The following is a 21,905-nucleotide window of genomic DNA, read 5'->3' as shown; positions in this document are numbered from 1 at the left end:
CAAGACCGTGACCGGCAGACCGGTGCTAATGAATCCAGATGTTCAAACATACCTCGGATAGGTACTGAACGTCGAACCTTGTCTACATCACCAGATCATGCACACGGCTTTCGTACTCATTTGCATGGTACCCGCGATTGGATGTCTAATTTTATAGGTTACTACCCAGAAATATGATTAATCAGAGGTCTTGTGAGTTCTAGAACCATCCCATGGAGCGATCGCGGTTGCTGCTGTTTTAAAAACGCTTTCAAAAAGTTCTCCACACCTTTCTGGATGTCCCTAGAATTTTGAGCCTCTGAAACGGATAGATCAAAAAGATCAATTTTCTTGGGTCTATTACTTTCAAAAAATGCCTCGAACGCTGCAGCGCCCATTTCCAATGAGCGTAGGTCATCTATTCTCGTATTACGACTGTCGAGAAGACCACTCATGCGGGAACGCCTCATCCTATTCTTTGAATCTACACTATCATTTAACGCAAAGTTGAATCCAAAAACATCCAGTACTATTGTATTTTCTATAGCGGCCTTGAAATTTTCTTGAAGAATACCATCAAATCCAAGGTCAATGACAGCCAAACGTTGTCCATCTTCGATTCCTGAGGCTAAAAGGCTCTGAAGGAGGTTTCGGCGTTCATTCCGAGCTTCTTTGACAATCTGGCTTCGCCAAGCTTGAAGGAAAAGCTCGATTGCACGTGAATTATGAGAACTACCATAGTCAGAACCCACAACACCGGTTTCATTTAGGACGTAAAGTGTTGGAGTTCTAATCCCGAGCACCTCTAAGGCTGTAGGAAGAACTGATTGATCCGAGCGACTAAATATGGGGATAAATTTTTTCTCAAAATTACCCTCCGTTATTCCCGCTAAAAATATGTCGCCCTTTGATTTTTTTGAACTTATTATTGAGGAACTAGATATTTTAGGAAAAGAGTTAATCGTTTGGGATAGATAAAAATTATAGCTGTTCATCAATCCTTCATTAAAGAAAAGGATACGGTCAATTTTATTGACTTCGGCCTCATCACTAATCCAATTAAAGAAGGCCAATAGCGCAGGACCAACAATCCTAAATCCTAGATACGATGGGGAATCCGGATCCATTTCCTTTGACTGCGTTGCGAAGAATTCAGCCAAGAGCGCGTTGCTAGAAGATGCCAATTTGTGGTCAACGATATTAGACATCGTAACGGCTCCTAGAAAGCGATCTCGAAATGCTTCCCATAGGGATGTAGATTAGGATTATGAAAGGGATCGCGCTCCAAAAGATCGGGATGGACTTGATAGAGGCGCCTGCGTTCACGATGAAGTCGGCTTAGCTTTTCTTCTGACAAAAGATCAGACCCACGGGTCAAGGACTCATGGTGCAGCCATTCCGCAGATGGGCATACGGTGTTAAATAAGCCGGATTTCCAAATTCGGATGCACAGTTCCACATCGTTGTAGGCAACTGGAAAGTTTTCGTCGAACCCTTCAATGGCTTCGTATTTCTTTCTCTCAATCATTAAGCAAGCACCGGTGACAGCAAGCCAATTGTGCTCAAGGAGATTTCGCATGAAATATCCCGGATCTTGAGCATTGGCATAAAGGAATGCATGATCAGGCCCAGGAGCCAGATTCAGTACACCCGAATGCTGAACTTGCCTTGTCTTGGGGTAAAGGAGTTTTGCGCCAACCGCACCGACATGCGATTGTTGAGCGAAACCTATCATCCGTTCAATTCCATCTGATGATACGAGTTCCGTATCATCATTGAGGAACAAAAGAACTTCGCCTTTTGACTCTTTAACACCTAAATTGTTGAGTTCTGAGTAATTAAACGGGTAATCGTGCCTTATCACACGGCAATCAAAGTCCTGTCTCATAGAATTTAGTATTTCTATCGTCTCTTCATCAATTCCACCATTGTCTAATATAATGAACTCGAAATTTTTGTAGCTGCTTTCTTCACGAATGGATGTAATGCAACGCTGCAAAACTTGTCCATTGTCACGGGTCGGGATGATAATCGAGACAAGCGGGTTGTCAGTCACATCATACTTCACACGAAAGTAGCCAAACACCTGCTCCACGGGCTCTAAAGAGCCCAAAATTCCTCGTCGTGCTAAAGCCGCTTCTCGGGCTCGTCGCCCTGCTTCCACAGCATAGGGCTTTGCGGCAAGATCCGCAGCGACGGACGCGGGAATGATGCGCCAGTGATAGAGAACCTTCGGGATATGCGCGATCTTCTGGGCTTTCTCGCTGATGCGTAGAACGAGATCCCAGTCCTGGCTCCCATCGAACTCCGAACGTAGGAACCCTACTTCTTCGAGTAGGCTTCGACGCATACAACTGACATGGCATGTCAGCATGATGCTCATCATCGTATCCGGCGACCAATCGGGCTTGAAGAAAGGCTGGGTGAAGCGACCGCTCTCATCGATCTTATCCTCGTCGCTATAGACGAAATCAGCGTCTTCTCGCTCGATGCACAAGGCAAGCTCATAGAGGCAGTCGGCAGTCAGTTCATCATCGTGGTCGAGAAAGACGACATAATCACCCGTTGCCTTCTCCAGGCCGGCATTGGTCGCACCCGAGATGCCTCGGTTCTGATCGAGAAGCAGGATCTCGATCCGGGGATCGTCCAGCTTGGAAAGTTCGACACGGGTCTCTGCCAGCGGGCTCGCATCGTCGGCCAGAATGAGCTGCCAGTGTGGATACCACTGCATTTCAACCGAACCGACCATGCGCCGCAATAGATCGGTAGTAGTGTTGTAGGTCGGAACGACAATGGAGAAGCGCGGCGGGTTTTGCATCCCGTCGAGAATGGCCGCTAGGTTCGATGGAGGTGCCGGCGGAACATAGGTGTAATGCTGACCGGCGAGTGTTTCCACCGCGTAGGTTCCGTTGCGATCGGCGGAACGATCACTCCGTCCGCCCCCAGCATCGGGATGGAACGTGATGCGAGGACGAGCCTCCCGCGCGGCGTCGAGATAGCAAACGCCCGTTGTCTGATCCGCCAGAACGGGAGTTGGAAGACCTTGCTCAGCCCGCTGACGCAAAAATGCCCGACGCGCGGGCATGCGGTGAGGCGTAGCAGCCCAATAGAGCCCTTTGGCGACACGGCGCAACTGGTTGCGAAACGAAGGAGGAAGTTGCCCTGCAAGGGAGCGCAGGCTGCTGCTTGCACGCCATGTGGTGCTTTGGAAGACTTGCGTGAGCTCGGCTCGGGAGTCCTCGAGCTGAACCTCTAGATTACGCGCGTGCTCGCGTGTTTGGTTTAATTCCTGCTGTATGCTCCGAACTTCGGCCGAGAATTGCTCGCGCTGGTCATCGAGCTCTGATCGATGCCCCTTCTCCGTGTCCGTCTGCGCAGCATGGTGCGCCTGCGCCAGGAGATTGCGCTCATGCTGCGCTGTCAGTTCGATTTCCGTACGCTCCTGCAGCAGACGCTGTTCGAGTTCGGCTGTCTCCACCTGACGCCGCTGCTCAAGCGTATGAAGCTCGCCGTGAGCCGCCCGAACCTGCCCGAGCTGGAAATCCAACTGATATTGGAGAGACATGGCATGCCCCAAACGGGAATAGGCATCCCGCACGGCCGATTTCTCAGCTTCGGAAGCGGAGAACAGACGCGACACGGATTCCGGCAGCTGCGCTCCGAAACCCAGAACACCGAGCCCATGCCCGTGGACGAACTCGAACGAGGGATATTGCTGGGATAGTTCCTCCCAGAGCCGCCAGACGCCGAAGTCTCGTTCGCGCACATTCGTGTCATGGAAGAGAATGACGCCCCGGTCCGACACCGCGCTGCGCCAGAGTTCGAAATCCTCGCGCACGTCGTCATAGCCATGACGGCCGTCGACATGAAGAAGGTCGGTGCCGCCATCGGGAAAGTAGGGCCGACTTTCGGCGAAGGTGCCGCGCACCAGCGTCGCGAAACCAGGATAGGTCTCGTTCACCTTCTGCGCGAGCGGGCTGAAGATCTCGTCGCCATAGAAGCCGGCATGATCGTCACCCTGCCACGTGTCGAGGGCATAGCAGGTGCTGGCGAGTCCCAGCCGTTCCACCGCCTGACAAAAGGCCAGAAACGAGAAGCCGCGATGGGTGCCGAGTTCAGCGATGGAGCGGGGGCGCAAGGCGTCCACGAGCCAGAAGGCGAAGGGACCATGGGTCAGCCAAGCCGACTCCATTACATCTTTCGGCTGCCAGAATGAAGCGGCGCTTAGGAACAGACCTGCCAAGCTAGACCGTGCGGCGAATCCCGTGTCGTCCTGCAGCGTGTCGGATGTATCCATACCTCGTCTCCATAGTCAGCCGAACGAAAATCTAGTTCGGTGCATGGGCTTGGCCGGAAGTGGAAGCGGAAGTCAATTGGTTGAAAGCGGCGTTCCGGCCTAACTTTATTAACGTCAGCCTAGACGTTGATTTTCTGCCCTTTGCGCCACACGGAGGGCTTGAGCCCTGTGGATCATATGTCCATGCTGCCACGACCTTGCTAGTTGTTTTAAAGTGTCCAAAGGAAGTGAGCCCTGTCACTCGATGCGACATCCACTAAGACAATAATATTATATTTATTTTAGACAAATAATTAATGTAATATATCCTTCAAAACATTGCCTGTTTATACCATTACAAAATATTGAAATATATCTTCTCTATACCAATAAGTAATAAAGAAATATCATATAGCAGGTTACAAATAAAATGACGGGAGCTTACGCCCCCGCCACGAAGTTAAACCTTTCGATCGCCGGATAACCCGGTGAAGGAAGACTTAAGAGAGCGTAAGATCGCCGCTCGTGAGGGTGCTAGTCGTCAGACCAGTAACGCCCGTCAGCTTGATCAGAACGTCGTTGGCACCCACACCGTCGGTGCCGTCCGAGATGAAGACGTAGCTGTCGGAACCATTCTGGAAGATCGCGGTTTGGCCAGCGGCAGCAGCACCACCGGCATTGATGCCGGCTTCGACCGCAGCGATCTGCTGAGCAAGCGTCGTATCTGCCGCGTTGAACGTAGCAATACCCTGCGCGTTGATTGCGGCAACACCGGACGAAGCGGTCCCGTTCGTAACGAACGTGATAGCAGCTGCGTGATCGATGATATCCGAGCCCTTGGTGAAGTCGGTGATCGTGTCGAAGTTCGTTGCGGACGGGAGACCGGAGTCACCAGCTGCGAACACGAAGCGATCAGCACCAGCGCCACCGGTCAGGATGTCAGCGCCGGTACCACCAGTGATGATGTCGTTGCCGGCACCACCGTTGATGTTGTCGACACCAGCCCCGCCATTGAGCGTATCACCAGCGCTACCGCCAATGATGATGTCATTGCCAGCCGAACCGGTCGCAATGAGCTTGCCAGTGAACGTGGAGGCGTTGATCGTGCCACCGTTCGTAAGGCTGTCGATCGTCAGATCATGCGAACCGGTAATATTGAAGGTGGAGCCCGCGTTTGCACTCAGAGCGCCCGTCGAATTCACGACAGTGCCAAGGCCGATCGACGCGATGTTGATCGTCGCAGCTTGGCCGGCCGGGGCACTGGCGTTAGCGTTGACGCTGATACCAGCAACTTCCACGCCACCCGTTGTGGGGGTAGCAGTCGCCTCAAGGCTGAGGTTGACCGTGGTATTACCCGAAGCCAAGTTCAGCGTGGCAGCGCCGGTGTTCGAGTCACCGAAAGCATACGTGCGGGCCGAACCTGCGTTGTCGATCGTGTCAGCGGCGTCCGTATTGAACAGCAGCTTCGTGACTTCAGCGTTGGTGAAAGTCGTGCCGTTCACGGTCGTTGCAGCAGTGCCCGTGAATTCAACAACTTCAACGCCCGACATCTTGGTGTTCAGCGCAGCAAGAACGCCGTTCGCCGTAACAGTCGAGTAGTCTGCGCCGACCACGGAAACCGTGTCAGTGCCAGCACCACCGACGATCGTGTCAGCCGTAGTGAGGGTCGAACCGAACACGAACTTGTCGCTGCCAGCACCGCCGATGACCGAAACATCGCTCGCGCCAAGCGTCACGTTCACGCCAGCTGAGTTCGCCGAGGCGTCAACCTTTGTCACCGTTCCAGCGAGGGCGCCGGTGATGGTAATGCCCTGGTTGCCGGAAAGGTTAATGGTCGTCTCGTCTGCGGTCGACGTCAGAGCGGCAAGCGTGCTAGCGCCGGTACCATTATTGACGACGTTCAGGGTTGTAGCAGCAGCACCCGTCACTGCAACAGTGCCAAGCGTGCTGTTGTAAGCGTTGATCGTGACGGCCGTGTCGGTCGCGGTCGTAGTGATCGCCTGATTGGCACCACCAGTAGCGTTGATGTAACCAACGTCCTGATTAGCGTTGATCGTGAACGTCGAAGCCGAACCCGAGTTCACAATACCAACGGCTGTGAGACCGGAGATTGCGGAGACGTCTACAGCGAACGTAGCAGCCGGGTTCGTAAAGGTCAGCGCCTCAACGTTCGAAAGCTGCGGAAGGGTCGGGGTCGTTGCGGCACCGAAGAGGTTGACCGTGTCGATACCAGCGCCACCGTTGATGGAGTCAGCACCAGAAATCTGGCCGCTCACACCGTAATCGCCAACGAACGTGTCGTTGCCGTTAGTGCCAACAAGGTTGTCCGTACCGAGGGTCAAAGCAACAGTGGTGCCAGTGCCCGGAGCTGCGTTGCCGTTCGTGAACGGACCACCAGCCGGAACGCCGGTACGAGCGGCTTCGAACTGACCGAACAACACGTAGTGCTGATAGCCAGAGGTAAACTGACCCGCCTTGATCGCAGCGTCAACGTCGCCATTCGCCGTGCGATAAGCCGACTCGTTGAACTCGTTTGCACGGTTGTTGTTGTCAGTGTCGATCGCAGTGTCAGCGGAAGCCGTAGCAAAGCGGCCTTCTGCAGCGCCGTTCGTCAGGAAGTGCTGGAACGGATTGACGCGAGCAGCGGCAACGTCCGGGTTGCTGACGAGGTAGAAAGTCGTGTCGAAGAACTGGTTCGGGTTACGACCTTCGAAGCGGCCATACAGGTCGTAGTGCTGCTGAGCGCTGGTGAACTGACCGCGCGAAATTGCAACTGCAACGTCAGGGTACGTCGACAGATAGAACTGCGTGTCAAACGCAAGCTGTGCCATGTGGAGTCTCCGTTGGCTGTTAGGGCTGGCGCCAGCCCTGCTGGCATGCCGATCGAATCGGCCGCCATGTCATCGCTCAGTGAAACGAGCGATGACTGAAGAGGCCGCGCCTAGTGAAGGTGGACTGGTTATCGACTTGGAATGTCTTAACGGCCCCCCGCCGTCCTTCCCCATTTGATCGGCATCAGGGATACAGCAATCACTGTATGCCTGACAAGCGGCAGCAAGAGAGGTTTCGCCCCCCGCGTGTCGCATCGTGATTTAAAAGACGCACTTATCTTGTCAAACCGGGCCCATGGTTGTTCCCGAGTTAAGGCTCGGGTCAGGTTCACAGTCTGAGAGCGTTTCGTCAGGCTGCAGCGGGACGATCACTCTGCGCATGAGGAAGAGATGGGTCAGCCAAAACGCCCACCAGACGCATTATTCCGATATCAGCATCACCCAAAACAAGGTCATAGCCATCCGCATGGGCATTCTTGACCATCGCGTCCCCCACTGTGCCGTCGAAGAGAAGATGATCCTCTCCCAGCACGAAACCCCTGATCGTCAGTGTGGTGCCGGCGTGATACTGAACCGTCTCACGCAGTCCTGCCTGAAATGTCGCAACGCCATCTTTCACGGCCACGATCGTAGGCTCCACCGGCCTGTTAACAGCGCTGTGGTCGTCTATGGGCGCATTCGTTTCAGGTGAATTCGGAAGCTTGGTCTTGGAGACAGACGAGTCAACGACGGAATGGTCGGACGGAACGTTGGTAGCGGCATTCTCCGAAGAACTGTCGGTCAAAGGCGCCTTAGTTTTCGATGCGGAATTGCTGGAGTCGCTGACCGATTGCTGCAGCACATCCGTTGCTAGAGTTGAGTGTTTGACAAGCTGAGATATCACCCAACCAAGATCAAGCGCCGATCCATCCTTGGTTCCCTCGGCTTTCACAACTGCCTGGGCACTGGTAGCGGTCTGTGCTGCGGGGACAGGTGTGGATACAGGAGCTTCCACGGTTGGAACTGACGCAGGTGCGGGGCGCTGGGTCTCCGCTGATGAAGTCGCAGCCTGCGTCGCGGACTGAGAGACCGAGGATCCAACCACTATGGCGGACGCCTTATGCGTTTCCGAGGCTGCAAACAGTGCGTGCTCGGTCCAGCCGTCTGCAACCGGCTTAACGCTGATAGCCGCACTCAAAAAATTGGTTTCTGCCACCATGACATGATGCGAGGCATCTGTTTCACCGTGGACAACGATCGTGACAGGCTCAGACATGGCTAGCGCAACGGCTGAGGCGGATTCAAGCAGCTCTGGCGCCTTAGCATGAGCGGACTCGACGGCCACGAAAGCTTTAATGAGAGATATGAAGCCTTGCGTCAGTTCGGAACAATCAGGCGTCGAGTGCGCAACCTCGCTAGCGAAGGACCGAGCGAACTCGGCTGCCAGAAGACCGGCTGCGAGCGTGACGCTCGCGCTCATGCCTGGCACTTCGGCTAGGAATGCATGCGTTGGAGCAAGCGAGAAGCCAGCGCTAGGGATAACCGAAATATTGGCTACAGGCGATGCGCCTGAGACGCTTTGAGGTGAAACGGACGCTTCCTTGGCTAAGCGGCGATGAAGAACCTCCACGTCACCAGCGAGCTCATCCCCCGTTGCCGCAACCTGATCGGTTTCAACTATGTTGGTTTCAGCATGCGAAACGCCGTTGGAAACGATCCAGGCTTCGTGGTGTCCGGTATCGAGCACGTCACCGTGAGGGGTAGCGGCCTCGGCCCTGCCATGCTCCAAAAGGTCGATCAGCATGATCGCCGCAGCGACAAAGGCGGTGAGGAAGGCGCTCGGATGCAGAACCACATTGGACGCACTGCGCACTTGAGTGCTGAGCGCGAGAGGTGCATCCGCTAACATCTGGTCGGAAACTTCGCGAAAACTCGTGCCGGTATAGGCTCCACCCGTCACACAATTGATGACATGGATCTCACTGTCGATGCGAGCGATATGGACGACAACATTGTCCGTGCCTGCCTGAACATATACGAACCAGGGATCGCCCTCGTCGGTGACGCCGGCTTCTACCTCGACATCAAGCCCCGCTGCACGCAAGCGATCCCGAACCCGGTAAAGCTCGGCCAAATCCTGGTTCTGCCACGGCATCTTAGCTGGCAGGGGAGGGGTATTGGGCTGGCGCCGTCCGAAGGAAAGAATGGTTGCCGTCACGACGCGATCTGCTCCCAAGCGTTTAAAGGCTTACGCTGATCGGAACAGCTATCGAACGACCGATCACGGTTGGCCCGTTTCGCCAAACAAGATCTCGTACGTGCTCGGCTCGTAATAGGACATGATGTTGCGCACGAAGTCGCGTGCGTTCATATCAAGTGCGTTTGCCCAGATGCTGTAGCGCTCAGCTGGGATCCGGCCGCGTCCTGCCTCAATTTGCGAAACGAACGTGTAGTATCCAACTTCGACGCGCTCGGCGAGTTCACGTTGTGACAAACCGGCAGCCTCACGCCGGCTCCGAAGCCAGGCACCACCTTCCTTACGAAGACGCTGGCGCGCCATATCCTCAGCCAGAACAGTCTGCGTCGCCATCACTCAACCTTTACGCGCCTGGTCTTAAACCAGCTTCCGGAAGCGGATCAAAATTCCAGAAGAAACCGCTTCATCGGCAGGAGCTTGATCATAAGACAAATTCCGCACGAATTCCAGTGACGACGACGCCTGACGTTCGGCCTCGCGAAAGGCCCTTTTCGCTATTGAACCGGCTGTTCGACGGGGCGGGTTTCCATATGGTCGGCCAAGCTGCGCAGAAGCATGACGGCGGCCTCACGGCCGACGGTCATCTCAACGAGATTGGCGTAAGCCGTGGAGGCTGCACTCAACACTTCGGTGAAAGGCGCCTGCTTGCTGCCTTCCTCGACGGCTTTCTGAAGATGGGGAACGAAGACATCCTGCGTTAGACGCATGACCCGTTCCTTGTTTTCGGGAGGAAGCGGAAAGCCGCTGGACTCGGTCATGGTGGAGTTCTCCGTTTAACTGCTTACTGCTCGTTCATGCCACGGCGAAGCTGATCAGTCAGCGGCTTGGTGAGATAGTTCATCAAGGTCCGCTCACTGGTTTGGATCAGCACCTCCGCCGGCATGCCTGCTTGCAACTGACGCCCTTGGAGCTTCTTCATCTCTCCCGGCGGCGTTTCAACCTGAACACGGAAATAGGGTGCCCGGTTGTTCGGCTCGATCCGATCACCCGATCGGGATACGACCCTACCCATGATCACCGGCGTCGTGCGCAAATCCAACGCCGAGAAGCGGACTTCAGCTTCTTGTCCGATAGAAACATTGTCGATATCGAGCGGAGACACCTGGGCCTCGACCAGGAAGTCGCCTTCCTTTGGCGCGATCTCCATCAGGACTTCGCCGGGCGAAATGACACCACCGACCGTCGTCACGACAAGGTTTTGCACCGTGCCGCTCTGGGGCGCGAGGATTTCTAAGCGCTTCGAAATATCGCTGGCTACGAACAGCTGCTGCTGCAGATCGGCGGCACGGGATTCAGCAGTGCGCAGCTGCGAGACGACGTCCTCGCGGAACTGCTGCTGCGTTTGTATGATCTGCATCTGCGCTTCAGATATCTGCTGCTGAGCCCGGCCGAGCTGCGCCGTGACATCCCCGATCTCACCATCGAGTTGCGCCGAACCGCGCTGCAATTCCAAAACACGGGATTTGTTCATCAACCCCTTGCGTAGCAGGCCTTCCAGCGCAGCCAGTTCCTCGCGGATCAGCTTGACTTGCGTTTCACGGGATTTTCTCTGTGCTGTCAGGCCGTCGATCGTGCGCTGAAGCTGAGTGATTTTCTGTTGCAGCAGATCGACTGTGCCGAACAACGTCTTACGCCGCTCGTCGAATTCCTGCCGTTGCCCCGCCAGGATTTCCTGGACCTTCGCATCCGTGTTGCGCTGCTCGAGATCGGACGGAAAAGAGATGCTCTCCTTTCCGCTCTGCTCGGCGATCAGACGAGCCTGCATGGCGAGCTGGGTATCAAGCTGGGTCCGCAGGCGGACGACAGCAGCGTTGGCCTGCGTTTCGTCGAGCGTGACCAAGACGTCACCGGCCTGCACCTCCTGACCTTCGCGGACATGAAGGGATTTGATGATGCCACCTTCCAGATGCTGGATGGATCGCCGCTTGCCTGCGAGCGTCACGGTGCCCGATGCAGTGACAGCACTGGCGAGCGGAGCCGTCGAGGCCCAGACCCCAGCACCGAAGAAGGTCACGCCGATGATGACGATACCCGCAATGATCGGACCACGGGCGGAGACAGGGGCGCTGATATCCCTGGCCTCATGAAGATCCTGGTCTTCGCCCTTCTTCAGGAAGCGCGCCAAGGGTCCGGGCAAACTCCGCTTAGATTCCAAAGCAGGAAGCGCGCGTTCCATAGATCCATTGGTCATGCGCTTTGCCTTTCTGGCGTTTCTGGCGAAATAGGGGCGTCATCCACCTGAGAAGTGCAATTCATCAGGCTTGCCGTCTGAGCTTTGTAAGCCGTCAAGCGTTAGCGCGCGTCATGTGGGTCACCTGACCCATGGGTTGAACAACAGGCGCCTGCGTTCCCGAGCGTGGGTTCAGGCGTTCGATTACGTCTGCCGCAGGACCGTACATGGTCAGCGTCCCAGCCGTGAAGACAGCGAGCTTGTCCACTTCGCTGAGCAAAGACGCACGATGGCTGATGACGACAACAGTGCGCTTTTCGGATTTTGCGATCCGCAATGCCTGGGCGAGAGCTGCCTCGCCATAGCTGTCAAGGCTCGAGTTCGGCTCATCGAGAATGATAATCTTCGGATCGCCGTAAAGCGCACGCGCAAGCCCGAGGCGCTGTCTCTGACCGCCGGAGAGTGAACGCCCGCCTTCACCGATCTTCGTGTTGTAGCCGTCGGTGAGCTGCAAAATCATCTCATGAACGCCAGCCTTCTGGGCGGCCTTCACGACCGCTTCGGCATCGACCGATGTGAAACGGGCGATGTTCTCGGCAATCGTCCCAGAAAACAGCTCAACATCCTGAGGCAGGTAGCCGATATGCGGCCCCAGCAGTTCCGCATGCCAGTTGTCGATGTCGGCCCCGTCGAGGCGTACATGGCCGCTGAGCGGCGCCCAAACGCCCGTCAGGGCACGAGCCAGTGTGGACTTGCCCGCACCGGACGGACCGATCACGCCCACCACTTCGCCTGGCATGATCTGCATGTTTACGCTCTTGAGCGTCGCAGCGTTCGTGCCTGGAGGGGCAACGATGAGCTGCTCGAGAGTGATCGCTCCGGTCGGTGTCGGGAGCAGCATCTTCTCCGGCTCAGGCTGGGTATTTTCGAACATTTTGGAAAGCCGGTCATAGGCCGAACGCGTCGCCATGAACCCTTTCCATTGCGCGACCGCGCCTTCCACCGGAGCGAGGGCCCTGCCCATCATGATCGAGGAAGCGATCATGGCGCCTGGCGTCACCTCGGACTCCAGTACGAGATAGGCGCCCACGCCCAGGATCGCGATCTGAAGTACCGTACGTATGAATTTTGATGTCGCGAGGATCAGACCCGCCCGGTCGCTCGCCTGTGCCTGCAAGCCGATCGCCCGGTCGTGCAACGTGCTCCAGCGACCGCTGATGGCTTTCATCATGCCGAGCGCATGAATGATCTCCACGTTCCGCAGGGTCGTCGAAACATATTGATTGGCGCCGATCGAGGCGACGGAGGCATCCTTGAGGTGGCGGCGCGTCATCAGCTCATTGGCGAGCGCGAGGCCAAAAATCGCGACTGCACCGATGGTTGCCACGACGCCGATCCAGAAATGGATCATGTAGCAGACGGCCAGAAAGATCGGCATCCATGGCGCATCACAGAAGGTGATAATGCCTCCGCCCGTCAGGAATTCCCGAAGCGTGTCGAGATCTCGCACAGGCTGCGAGTAGCCACCGCTTGGCGAACGCAGGTGCCCGCGGAAGGAGGTTGAGAAAACATTCTGGCCGATGAATTTATCGAACCGTGCGCCCGTTCTAACGAGAATACGGGAACGGATGGATTCCAAAGCGGCATAGACAACCAGCAATGCAACAGCCAGAAGCGTGACCATGATCAAGGTCACTTCACTTCGGCTGGCTAGTACCCGGTCATAGACCTGGATCATATAAAGCGGGCTGATGAACATCAGCAGGTTGATGAAAAAACTAAAAGCAATGACAAATATAAAATTTGTCTTGCAGACAGATAGTGCTCCGCCCAGAGCTGACTTCTTGTTAGTGATGTACGACACCCGCACCCCCAATCAGTAGAAAAATTTGGTTTTTAAAAAAACCTAAATTCTCGCCATGATTACATCTTCGATATGCTCGGGTGCGGATGGGTTCAGAGCCGGATGCTGCCGGATGCGGGCCATAGCTAGATTCTCTTCTCTTATTCACTCGAACCTAGTCCTATGGAAGGCTTAGGCCCAATGCAGCGCGGCGCAACTCATATCACTTAACACAAATTTATCGCCTGCAGGAAGCGAGAGCCCATCTGGCTCTCTCGCTTTCGGTTTCATAAAGGCTGAAATGAGGCGACCGAACGGTTTTCCTAATTTGGTCTGAAAGAGGCCTTCAGAAGTCAGCACTGAACACTGCAGCAGAGGCTGATCCATGCGGCTGACGGAAAAGACGGAATTGACAAAATATATATCGCTTTTAAAGTAAAATAGGCCTTGAATTTCGGAAAATTAATATGAAAGCAAAATTTCAAGAAAATCAAATTATCCTTCGCCTGAAAAACGAAGGTAGGTTTCGCATTGGAAAATTTTCTTATGGTAGTCCAAATGTACTTTGGTGGGGAGAGGATGTAGAATTAAGTATTGGATCCTTCTGTTCGATTGCCGATGATGTAACTATCTTACTAGGGGGTAATCATAGATCTGACTGGATAACAACTTATCCATTTTCCGAGTTTGAAGAATGGCCAAATGCAAAAAGTATTTGCGGCCACCCTGCCAGTAAGGGAGATATAAAGATTGGTAATGATGTTTGGATCGGAAATGGTGCTACTATACTGTCTGGCGTTGAAATCGGTGACGGCGCAATTATAGGTGCAAAGTCCGTTGTTGCTAAAAACATTCCTCCTTATGCAGTTGCGATTGGGAATCCAGTTCGAATTGTAAAGAATCGTTTCCAAGAAGATCAAATAAAAGACCTTCTGCAAATTTCTTGGTGGGACTGGAGTATCGAGGAAATCAATCATGCATCATCTTATCTATTATCACCTGACATAAATCTTTTTATAAGTTATGCTAAAAATAAAAATTCAAGGCATTTATCAAAATCGGAAAATAATAAAACATTACGTGATTCTCTGAAAGAATTTTTTTGTTTTAACCGCATAAAATGATAGAAAAATTTGAATTTTATAATTTATATTTCTATGTATATCTACTTTCTATTTATAAATTAAGATGCGTTCCTATCGTTTATCTGATATTGGCCAGCCATTGCGTGATAACGTGTCAATCAACGTTGAGCGCGCGACTTTAAAAGTTCGGCATATAGACGCTTTGCTGGCGCCGGCGGCAAGAGCGGCAGTGATCTGCTCGATCTGTTCAGTCGTCAGGGTGGGAGGACGCCCGCCCCTCCGCCCTCGCCGGCGCGCAGCAGCTAGCCCAGCGATAACGCGCTCACGGGTCAGGGCCCGTTCATATTGCGCAAGGGCGCCGAAAAACGAGAACAGAAGCTCGCCATGCGGCGTCTGCGTGTCCATCGCCTCAGTCAGAGAACGGAAGGCGACGCCACGAGAACGCAGGTCTTCGACAATCGCTAGCAGGTGAGGCAGGGAACGGCCAAGGCGATCGAGTTTCCAAACAACAAGCGTGTCGCCCCGCTTCATATACTCGATGCACGCCTTCAGACCTGGCCGGTCGTCTCGCGCGCCCGATGCCTTATCGGAATAGATATGACGCTCGTCCACCCCGGCTGCGACCAACGCATCGCACTGCAAGGCGACGGATTGGCGGTCATCACTGGAGGAAACCCGCATATAACCGACCAGCATGTGCGAAAATCCCTCGATAGGAGCTTTCCGTACATTTAATCAATCCGACATAGTTTGTCGTGCAAAAATGGCTACTCGACCAAGCGAACATTGCCGTTCGCCCATCACCTGTCGGAAAACAGGTGTTTGTCGACAGTCAGGAGACGACCCCTTTCGGACACCGCTCAATCTTCCGGCTCATGTCAAAAGCAGATAAGGTGGATGGCACCCGCTCGCGGCATCTGAGTGCCAAGATGGGTTTGCCCTCAGGTGAACCCGAGCCCAAGGGGCCATCCGATATGCAGGTTACCACTGTCGACCTCGATCTGGCCAAGCACGTCTTTCAGGTTCACGCGATCGACGCATCTGGTCAGATCGTCATGCGCAAGGCGCTGCGTCAACCAGACACGCCACGTCCCGGTGTTGGCCGGGTAATCCGCACCGAAGCGGCGCACCAGCCGGGGAACATGGAAACGGTTCGAACCGACATGGTCGGTTCTTCAAGGTTGTGAGAGCGACGCGATGTGATGGCCCCACCGGTCAGGCCGGAAGCTGGGATAACCCGCCGAATGTCCGAGGCGTCATAGCCTGATAAGCAGATTGAGACCTCGAGCGTTTTCCGATCAGTCTGCGTCATAGCCAGCGGCTTTGAAGTAGTTGGCACATTCAGCGGGGAGGAAGAGCGGGATGAGCGCGCCGACGGCTTTCCAAAGCGCCTCGACCGTTCGCTCGGCCTTGGCGCGCATGAGCGCCTTGAGCTTCGAGAAGGCCATCTCTATCGGATTGAAGTCGGGGCTGTAGGGCGGCAGGAAGCGCAAGGATGCCCCCGCTGCTTCGATGGCCGCCCGCACGCCCTCGGCTTTATGGGCCGGAAGGTTGTCCATCACGACGATGTCGCCGGGCGAGAGTGTGGGCACCAGGACCTGCTCGACATAAGCCCGGAACGCGACGCCGTTCATCGGACCGTCGAGCACCATCGGCGCGGTCATGCCCGTCAGGCGCAGAGCGCCGGTGAAGGTCGTCGTCTTCCAATGGCCATGCGGCACGCCGGACCGGCACCGCTCGCCTCGTGGAGCTCGGCCGTAGCGCCGCGCCATCTTCGTCGACAGGTTGGTCTCGTCGATGAAGACGAGCTTGGCGGGATCGAGATCAAGCTGATCCTCGAACCAAGCCTGCCGCCGTTTCAGGAGGTCCGGGCGCTCCTGCTCGCTGGCGTGCGCGGTCTTTTTTTCCACGTCGTCCCGTGCCGGTCGAAGAAGCGCCAGAGCGTGCCGATCCCGACCTTGAGCCCGCGCTCCTCAGCCAGACGCCGCTGCATCTCGTGCAGCGTGATGTCGTCCTTGCCGTCGATCAGGCTTTGCAGGAACGCGGCCTCCGCCTCGATGCGACCCGAGCGGCGGTCCCCGCCCATCGGCAGCGGATCGCTACGGCCTGCTCGATCCTGCGAGCGCCAGCGTACCGCTGTTGCAATTGCAATCCCGAACCGCTCGGCCGCTGCATGGGTCGAGGCGCCATCGCGCATCGCCCGCAACACACGGTGCCGAAGATCAACCGACAACGCTCTCGCCATCCTTGCCTCCCTTCCGATCGACAGAGGGAATCATGAATGACGCAAAGACTCTACCCGGCCGGAAAACGCTCTAGTTCGCAGACCCCATCAGGGCCAGCAGCCTCCAACGGCTGCATCAACAGGCCGGACAGAAGACTGCACCCGACCAAAGCGCCAAAACGTCAGTTCGCCTCTTGCAACAAGGAGCCATCCACAGAAGACATGCTGGAACTGCTCTTCACGCCCGTTCGCAGCCAGGAATCCAACGGCATGTCCGAAGCCTTCGTCAAAACGTCGAAGCGCGACTATGCCAACGTTACCATTCTGCCAGACGCCGACACCATCCTCGCCTTGCTCACCGAATGGATCGAGGACTACTGCGAGGTCCACCCGCACTCAGGTCTGAAGTTCCCCTCGCCCCGCGAGTTCATCTGGCTCAGTGCCTAAACCCAACCGCTGCCTGTCCGGCGAAATGGGGTCCACTCCAGAAAGGCACGACCCCTAAACGTTTAATATCATTTTTAACCGATTAACTTTTTAAATCTGGTATATCTTTAACGTCAACGAAACGCCTGAAATCAAAAGGCCGAAGGCTGTCTGATCGCAAAGAACGGCATAAGCCTTGTCGATGGTCCATGCCAGCCTTTAGAAAGGCGAGATAGATAGGGTGCCGGAGACTAGCATGACGAGTTGGATGAAAACGCCGGAGCAGGAAGCGGCCCGGCGTGCGCGACATGGCCAGCGGCCAGTCGTGGTCGTCATCCCTTATTACAACGGCTCCGACTTCATCGAACGCTCAGCCCGAAGCGTACTCGAACAGACCGTGGCGCCAGCCGAGTTCCTTGTGGTGGACGACGGTTCGAATCCGAAGGAAGCGGCAAAGCTGGAAGAGATCAGCCGACGCATGGGCTTCCAAATCCTACGGAAGGAGAATGGTGGCCAGGGCAGTGCGCGCAACTTTGGCGTGCAACACTCAAGCGCGCCTTTTATTTGCTTTCTCGACCAAGACGATTTTTACCTCAAGAACCATATTGAGTTGCTGATCGACGCACTGCCGGATGATGATCCTCATTTCGGCTGGGTTTATGGAGAATTGTTCGAAGCGGATCGAGACGGCAACATTGTTCAAACGAACATCGTCTCGCGGCATTCCATGCATCCCAAGACCTCAATCGTCCATTTGATCGGTCATGACATGCATGTCTTGCCGTCGGCATCATTGATTTCTCGCGAAGCGTTCGAAGATGTTGGTGGATTCGATGAACAATTCATGGGCTATGAAGATGACGATCTCTTCATGCGCATCTTTCGACGTGGCTACACGAACCATTTTATCGAGAAGCCCGTCACGATCTGGTGCATTCATACCGAGAGCACTTCCCATGGCATTCGCATGGCACGCTCGCGCATGCGATACTTAAAGAAGCTGATGGCTGCTTTTCCGGAAGGTTCGGAAGATGGCCGGTTCTCCGCCCGCGACCTCCTGATAAATCGCTTTAATACTCTGATCCTTGGCGAAGGTCTGAAGGCTGCGCAGGGAGCACCTGGAAAATATTCATCACACCGTGAAGAATATATAGAAATCGCTCAAGATTATCTATCGATCCTCAATGCATCGCCCTCCCTTTCGAAATCCCATAAGCGCCGGATAGCTTTTCATTCATTCATACTAAGTCACCCGAAGTTCAGCTTTTTATATGAGATAAGTAATTTTTCCCGTCAGACTAGACGTCAGATAAGGCGTATTTTGCGCTACTGAAATACTATATAGCTAATTTTGCGGGAATATTTACAAGGTTAAAAATTTTTCCCAATTCCAAATTACTTGCATCATGCAACCAATCGCGGACAAGCGCGTTTTGCCGTAGAGTTAGAAACGGAGATTGGACGTCCCATGGGTAGCACGAGCGACAAAGCCGCAGGTCTGGCGAACGAAGCGATGGGTAACCTGAAGCAGGGGGTTGGCAATCTGACAGGCAATGAGAGCCTGGAAGCCAAGGGCAAAGCCCAAGAGCTGAAGGGCGAAGCTCAGCAGGTGAAGGGCGATGCCAAAGCCGCAGTAAAGGATGGCGCTGACAGCGTGTCGAAGGCTGCGCACGACAAGCTCTAATATATTCAGACACTTTGTATGGGCGCCACAGGATCCTGTGGCGCCCATTTTGCTGTCCGATAACACCTACAGCAGCCAAGCGTGCGCGTGAGGGATCGTGATCTGAGCAGCTTGGTTGGTCGCTTGCGCGGTCTTCCCGGTCCTCTGCGAACACTTGGCACAGCGTCCAGCGTTGCGGCCAGCATCATACTATCGTGACGGTTGGCGCCACTGAGGGTCAGACCGATCGGCGTGCCGTTCCGATCGACCACAAGATGGCGCTTCGTGCCCGGTTTGCCGCGATCCGTTGGGTTCGGGCCGGTCGCAGATCCCCCTTTTTAGCCGCGACGCTCGCGCTGTCGAGCGAGGCACGGCTCTAATCGAGCCGATTGGCATCGGCCAGACGTTCCAACAGAACCCGGTGCAGCTTGGCCCATACGCCGGCTGCCTGCCAGTCACGCAGACGTCGCCAGCACGTCATGCCTGAACATCCGAGTTCTGATGGCAGCATCTCCCAGGGTATGCCTGAGCGCAGCACGAACACGATCCCGGACAAGGCCTTCCGGTCATCGCAGCGAGGGCGCCCCGCTTTCGATCGATGCGGTGGCAGGGACGGCAGAAGAGGCGCTATCGCCTCCCACAAATCGTCGGACACATTGGGTCTGCTCATGCCACAGCAACACACAAACCCCAATTTTGTTAGGTGCTCTTAACCCGTTCAAGAGGATCAGTGAACAATTCCTCGTCTCAGCAATTTCAGAGCCGAACGGAGTGTGAGAACAGCATGCGTTTTGGTTTGAGTTTGCAAACGGATGGCCGCTGGTCAGTGGTCGATCAGACTACAGGCACCACGGCCGAGGATGGCTCGAAAACCGTAGATGGACTGGCTCTTCAAGAGGCGCAAATCGCCGCTGACGAGATGGAATTGACTGATCTCATCGCCAGGCTTCAAAGTGGCTCGCTGCCACTCAAAAAATGACTTTCGACTGGCTTTACCCATCTCTCAGAGCCGAGACAACCTATGCCGAACCAACGGTACGATCCATACAGCTACCCTCCGCGCGGCATGGATCACGTGGCCGCAGCTCGATATATCGGCGTTGGAATTCGCAAATTTGACGAGATGGTCTCGGACAAACGGATGCCCAAGCCCAAGCAAATCGATGGCAGGGAAATCTGGGACAGGGTTGAACTCGACAGCTACTTCACCGACCTACCATCACGCAACGCCGACGGCGGAAATCGGATCGACGCCTTTTTCGCGACCGCTGCAGCAAAGCAGGACTAAAGCCTCCAAGTCGATTATAGGCGTCACCCCTTGCTCACCACCTATGATCGAGGCGCGTATAGGTGTCGAACGTAAGGGCTCCTTTCAAAGCGCGCAGGCTGCACTGTTCGACCTCGGCAGGATCGGCTACGAGGTCCTCCTCGGCCACACGAAGATCGAGAGCACGGCGCGTTATCTCCGCGTCGATCCGGCAATCCAAACTGCCGTTGAAATATTATAACCAAAGGTTATATTCTGCGGGCTGCTTGCGCCATGAGCAGTTCGGCCCGCGTCACCCGGCTCATTTGTCAGGGAGACGTGGGCCATTCGAAAGGGCTCCCGAATGACCCGGAAGCGATACGGCGAACGCTGCCGTTCGCTCGATCTCCAGGGTCCTCTGCGCGATCTGCTGACGAGCCCGCGGAGGCAAACATTATGCTTCTCCAAACTCCCGCACAGCCCGTCCCTTCGGCGTCAGCTGGAACCAGGCTGTGTTCTGCCAGCCGAGTTCCGACGTCGCGAGCTTCAGTTCGAGCAATTCGAACACGGCCATCAGGATCTGCGGAGATAGCTCTTCGATCCGCCGGCCTGCGCTGTCGGGGTCACCGCCTGGAGTATCGAGCCTAATCAGCGCTCGCATCTGGATCGGCGTGAGATCAGAGAGGACGGTCACTGATCGCACGCGCAGCCTTGCCCCTCATGGCACTGCTTCTCACGGCTGATGCAGCTATTACCGCACGCCTTGCCCTTCGAGCATGTCTTGCAGCACGCTTGAGCCACACGAACCCCTTTGGCAGGGATCGGTGTCATAGGGACGGACGCGGCAGGAGGCGTCCGCGAGATCATGTCCTGCAGGGTCGTTTGCGCAGCAAGCGCAGATGACATTGACGCAGCCAGCGCCAACGCGATTGCGAATCCTCGAAGCATGTGGGCCTCCCTCCGCCAAATCATCTTCGAGTTGTAGACACCCGTCTAGCGTCTATCGTTTAGCCCGAACCCATCCGGCCGATTGAGCATCAGCCTCGTTGCAGAACCAGCGCTCACCGGCCTTCTCATTGATCTTCGTGCGACCATAATTCTGCTGACCGGGCATGTGGTAGATTTTGCCCGAGCCCGCGATGTTGCCCTTGATGTCGCAGCCTTTGGGCTGCCCCTCGGCCACGCGCTCGCTTTCCAGCCGCTGGCCCTGGTTGCGCCATTTGGACGGCTCGATGAACTGACCCGCCCAGAGGCCCCGCTTGGCGGCCTTGGCTTCCGCCTCCTCCTGGCTGTAGCGCCCGTCCGAGTACTGCTTGTACTCGATCGCCCAACCCGCCTTCACCATGGCCGCGTTCAGCACGACGTTGCCCGGCGTGGCGCATTCGGCGACGATCCGCCCATACCGGTCCCGATCTTCCTCGAAACACGCCACGCGCCCGGAACGGCCGATCAGGTCGGCAAGATACTGCGCCGCCCGGCCGCCGCAGAGATAGCGTTCGCCAGCCGCGTCGTCGCAGGTCTGGCTGCTTTCGGGTGCGTCCATCCCGTAGAGCCGGATCCTCGCCTTCGTGCCCTCGATCGCCAGCGTGTCGCCGTCCACGACGGTCGCCCGGCCCTCGATGCGCTCGGCTGCCGGTGCCGGCGTCGAGGACAGCCAGACGGCAAACGCCCCGAGGCCGATCGCGGCTGCGACAAGCCACCGCCTGGAAGACCGCCGGAGGGCGGCAGTTGGAGCCTGGGGCTCGTCCGCCATCATCTCGAACAAGGTGTGCTCCATCGCCTCCCGGTCCCGAACGATGCGCTCCATGGACGTGTCGATGGGTCGGCCTTCCAGAATGTCCGTGAGCGAGGCAAAGGCGCGTTCCTGCTCCAGGGTCGGAAGCCTTTGGTCAGCCATCTGAAGCCTCGTCCTCGGTGATCGACATT

General features: G+C 55.7%; 17 protein-coding genes and 3 pseudogenes. 7 read left to right on the top strand and 13 right to left on the bottom strand.

The features are described from left to right. Positions 1-161 precede the first annotated feature (161 nt). The 8 genes from AUL32_RS25450 to AUL32_RS23480 form a co-directional block, all read right to left on the bottom strand. Positions 162-1,187 (bottom strand): hypothetical protein, encoded by a 1,026-nt coding sequence (locus tag AUL32_RS25450; protein ID WP_156421604.1) that lies wholly within the window; start codon positions 1,185-1,187, stop codon positions 162-164. Positions 1,188-1,198: 11 nt separating this feature from the next. After that, the gene (locus AUL32_RS24820) at positions 1,199-4,276 is read right to left on the bottom strand and encodes a glycosyltransferase family 2 protein (protein ID WP_082660084.1); all 3,078 of its coding nucleotides are present in this window, start codon (positions 4,274-4,276) and stop codon (positions 1,199-1,201) included. A 479-nt stretch (positions 4,277-4,755) separates the two neighbouring features. Further along, entirely contained in the window at positions 4,756-7,086 is a 2,331-nt protein-coding gene (locus tag AUL32_RS26335) for a beta strand repeat-containing protein (protein WP_062120779.1), read from the bottom strand. A gap of 349 nt (positions 7,087-7,435) precedes the next feature. Next, a complete protein-coding gene (locus AUL32_RS25440) occupies positions 7,436-9,283 on the bottom strand; it encodes a hypothetical protein (protein WP_156421603.1) in 1,848 nt (615 codons plus the stop codon). A 63-nt stretch (positions 9,284-9,346) separates the two neighbouring features. Next, positions 9,347-9,655: a helix-turn-helix domain-containing protein gene (locus AUL32_RS23495; protein WP_062120768.1), complete on the bottom strand. Its 309-nt coding sequence runs from the start codon at positions 9,653-9,655 to the stop codon at positions 9,347-9,349. 161 nt (positions 9,656-9,816) lie between these two features. Next, positions 9,817-10,080 (bottom strand): hypothetical protein, encoded by a 264-nt coding sequence (locus AUL32_RS23490; protein ID WP_062120765.1) that lies wholly within the window; start codon positions 10,078-10,080, stop codon positions 9,817-9,819. A 23-nt stretch (positions 10,081-10,103) separates the two neighbouring features. Continuing rightward, a complete protein-coding gene (locus AUL32_RS23485; RefSeq protein WP_082660083.1) occupies positions 10,104-11,513 on the bottom strand; it encodes an HlyD family type I secretion periplasmic adaptor subunit in 1,410 nt (469 codons plus the stop codon). A 94-nt stretch (positions 11,514-11,607) separates the two neighbouring features. After that, the gene (locus AUL32_RS23480; RefSeq protein ID WP_244498030.1) at positions 11,608-13,356 is read right to left on the bottom strand and encodes a type I secretion system permease/ATPase; all 1,749 of its coding nucleotides are present in this window, start codon (positions 13,354-13,356) and stop codon (positions 11,608-11,610) included. A 446-nt stretch (positions 13,357-13,802) separates the two neighbouring features. Between AUL32_RS23480 and AUL32_RS24810 the strand changes: the two genes are divergently transcribed. Further along, entirely contained in the window at positions 13,803-14,459 is a 657-nt protein-coding gene (locus AUL32_RS24810; protein ID WP_082660082.1) for a CatB-related O-acetyltransferase, read from the top strand. A 72-nt stretch (positions 14,460-14,531) separates the two neighbouring features. Here the strand turns inward: AUL32_RS24810 and AUL32_RS23475 are convergent, their stop codons facing one another. Further along, positions 14,532-15,116 carry a recombinase family protein gene (locus AUL32_RS23475; protein WP_062120760.1) on the bottom strand — a complete coding sequence of 195 codons (585 nt, stop codon included), beginning with the start codon at positions 15,114-15,116 and terminating at the stop codon, positions 14,532-14,534. A gap of 278 nt (positions 15,117-15,394) precedes the next feature. Here AUL32_RS23475 and AUL32_RS26160 point away from each other — a divergent pair. Continuing rightward, a pseudogene (locus AUL32_RS26160) lies at positions 15,395-15,496 on the top strand (IS110 family transposase); the annotation flags it as partial. 222 nt (positions 15,497-15,718) lie between these two features. On the opposite strand, the gene AUL32_RS24805 reads toward AUL32_RS26160, so the two are convergent. Beyond that, positions 15,719-16,665 (bottom strand): IS630 family transposase gene (locus tag AUL32_RS24805; RefSeq protein ID WP_374700978.1). Its coding sequence is split into 2 segments (ribosomal slippage): positions 15,719-16,324 and positions 16,327-16,665, totalling 945 coding nucleotides; the frame shifts between segments, so codons are not numbered across the junction. A 204-nt stretch (positions 16,666-16,869) separates the two neighbouring features. Between AUL32_RS24805 and AUL32_RS26155 the strand changes: the two are divergent. The 3 genes and pseudogenes from AUL32_RS26155 to AUL32_RS23445 form a co-directional block, all read left to right on the top strand. Beyond that, positions 16,870-17,076: pseudogene (locus AUL32_RS26155) on the top strand (integrase core domain-containing protein); the annotation flags it as partial. Positions 17,077-17,326: 250 nt separating this feature from the next. Continuing rightward, on the top strand, positions 17,327-18,403 hold the full coding sequence (locus AUL32_RS23450; protein ID WP_082660080.1) for a glycosyltransferase family 2 protein: 1,077 nt from the start codon (positions 17,327-17,329) through the stop codon (positions 18,401-18,403). A 135-nt stretch (positions 18,404-18,538) separates the two neighbouring features. Further along, on the top strand, positions 18,539-18,754 hold the full coding sequence (locus AUL32_RS23445; protein ID WP_061979081.1) for a CsbD family protein: 216 nt from the start codon (positions 18,539-18,541) through the stop codon (positions 18,752-18,754). A 107-nt stretch (positions 18,755-18,861) separates the two neighbouring features. Here AUL32_RS23445 and AUL32_RS24795 read toward each other — a convergent pair. Beyond that, positions 18,862-19,403: pseudogene (locus AUL32_RS24795) on the bottom strand (IS5 family transposase); the annotation flags it as partial. A 114-nt stretch (positions 19,404-19,517) separates the two neighbouring features. Between AUL32_RS24795 and AUL32_RS25430 the strand changes: the two are divergent. Then, positions 19,518-19,712 carry a hypothetical protein gene (locus AUL32_RS25430; protein ID WP_156421601.1) on the top strand — a complete coding sequence of 65 codons (195 nt, stop codon included), beginning with the start codon at positions 19,518-19,520 and terminating at the stop codon, positions 19,710-19,712. Between the two features lie 42 nt (positions 19,713-19,754). Further along, on the top strand, positions 19,755-20,021 hold the full coding sequence (locus tag AUL32_RS23440; RefSeq protein ID WP_062120747.1) for a hypothetical protein: 267 nt from the start codon (positions 19,755-19,757) through the stop codon (positions 20,019-20,021). Between the two features lie 412 nt (positions 20,022-20,433). Here AUL32_RS23440 and AUL32_RS23435 read toward each other — a convergent pair whose 3' ends face one another. Both AUL32_RS23435 and AUL32_RS23430 read right to left on the bottom strand, forming a co-directional pair. Next, on the bottom strand, positions 20,434-20,682 hold the full coding sequence (locus tag AUL32_RS23435) for a hypothetical protein (protein WP_156421600.1): 249 nt from the start codon (positions 20,680-20,682) through the stop codon (positions 20,434-20,436). A gap of 297 nt (positions 20,683-20,979) precedes the next feature. Beyond that, positions 20,980-21,876 (bottom strand): thermonuclease family protein, encoded by an 897-nt coding sequence (locus AUL32_RS23430; RefSeq protein ID WP_244498029.1) that lies wholly within the window; start codon positions 21,874-21,876, stop codon positions 20,980-20,982. Positions 21,877-21,905 lie beyond the last annotated feature (29 nt).

Source organism: Aureimonas sp. AU40 (assembly GCF_001463785.1).
Lineage (GTDB): Bacteria > Pseudomonadota > Alphaproteobacteria > Rhizobiales > Rhizobiaceae > Aureimonas.
This window is presented reverse-complemented; position numbering and strand designations above follow the sequence as displayed.